The following is a 736-nucleotide window of genomic DNA, read 5'->3' as shown; positions in this document are numbered from 1 at the left end:
TGCAGGTCTCAAAGTCTATCCGGAATCATTTGCATTTTGGCAGAGCTTACGGATCAAGGGACGCACGGAGACCCAGTCGAGGAATGCCAAGGCCTTTCGGCTTTGGCATTCCCAGTCCTTGGTAAGGCGGCGGCAGCAGTTCAGCCAGGCGGGGGTACTCTCATCCTGAGCTTGTCGAATGATCGACGATCCAGTGATTTGGCAGCACGGTGAAGCCTTGCACCGTGATGGCATCGGCCTGATCGGATCGCTCGACGATCGCGACATCGACCCCTCGCCAGGCGCGACGTAGTCCGGCCTGGAAGCGCGGTCCCTGATAGCCGCCGTCGGCGTAGAGCTTGAGCAGGAACGGATAGAGGCCGAACAGGGTGGCCATCTCCCACACCCCGCCGTCGCAGTCCTGCACGCTGGCTGAATGCACCAGGGCGTGCATCAGCAGGCCCTGGGTGTCGACGAGGATGTAGCGTTTCTTCCCTTTGATCGTCTTGCCCATGTCGAAGTTGGACGGATCAATCGCCCCCCTTTTCCGCGGCCTTGACGCTCTAAGTATCGAAGATCGCCGCTGTCGGACTCGCCTCGCGTCTCGCCTGCTCCCGGCACCGCACGAACAGCGCGGGATGGATGCGCATCAGCGTGCCATCGTAGTCCCGCAGGTCGAAGTAGCCGTAGACCGTGCTGCGGGCCAGCATATCCGTCGGCAAGGCCCGCCACTGACAGCCCGTGCTCAACACGTACA

1 pseudogene is annotated in these 736 nt (G+C 61.7%); it reads right to left on the bottom strand.

The features are described from left to right. Positions 1 to 15 precede the first annotated feature (15 nt). Positions 16 to 736: pseudogene (locus MKK70_RS10060) on the bottom strand (IS5 family transposase); the annotation flags it as partial.

This window comes from Methylobacterium sp. E-041 (genome assembly GCF_022829665.1).
Taxonomy (GTDB): Bacteria; Pseudomonadota; Alphaproteobacteria; order Rhizobiales; family Beijerinckiaceae; genus Methylobacterium.
Note: the sequence above shows the minus strand (reverse complement) of the source record. Positions and strands in the feature narration are given on the sequence as shown.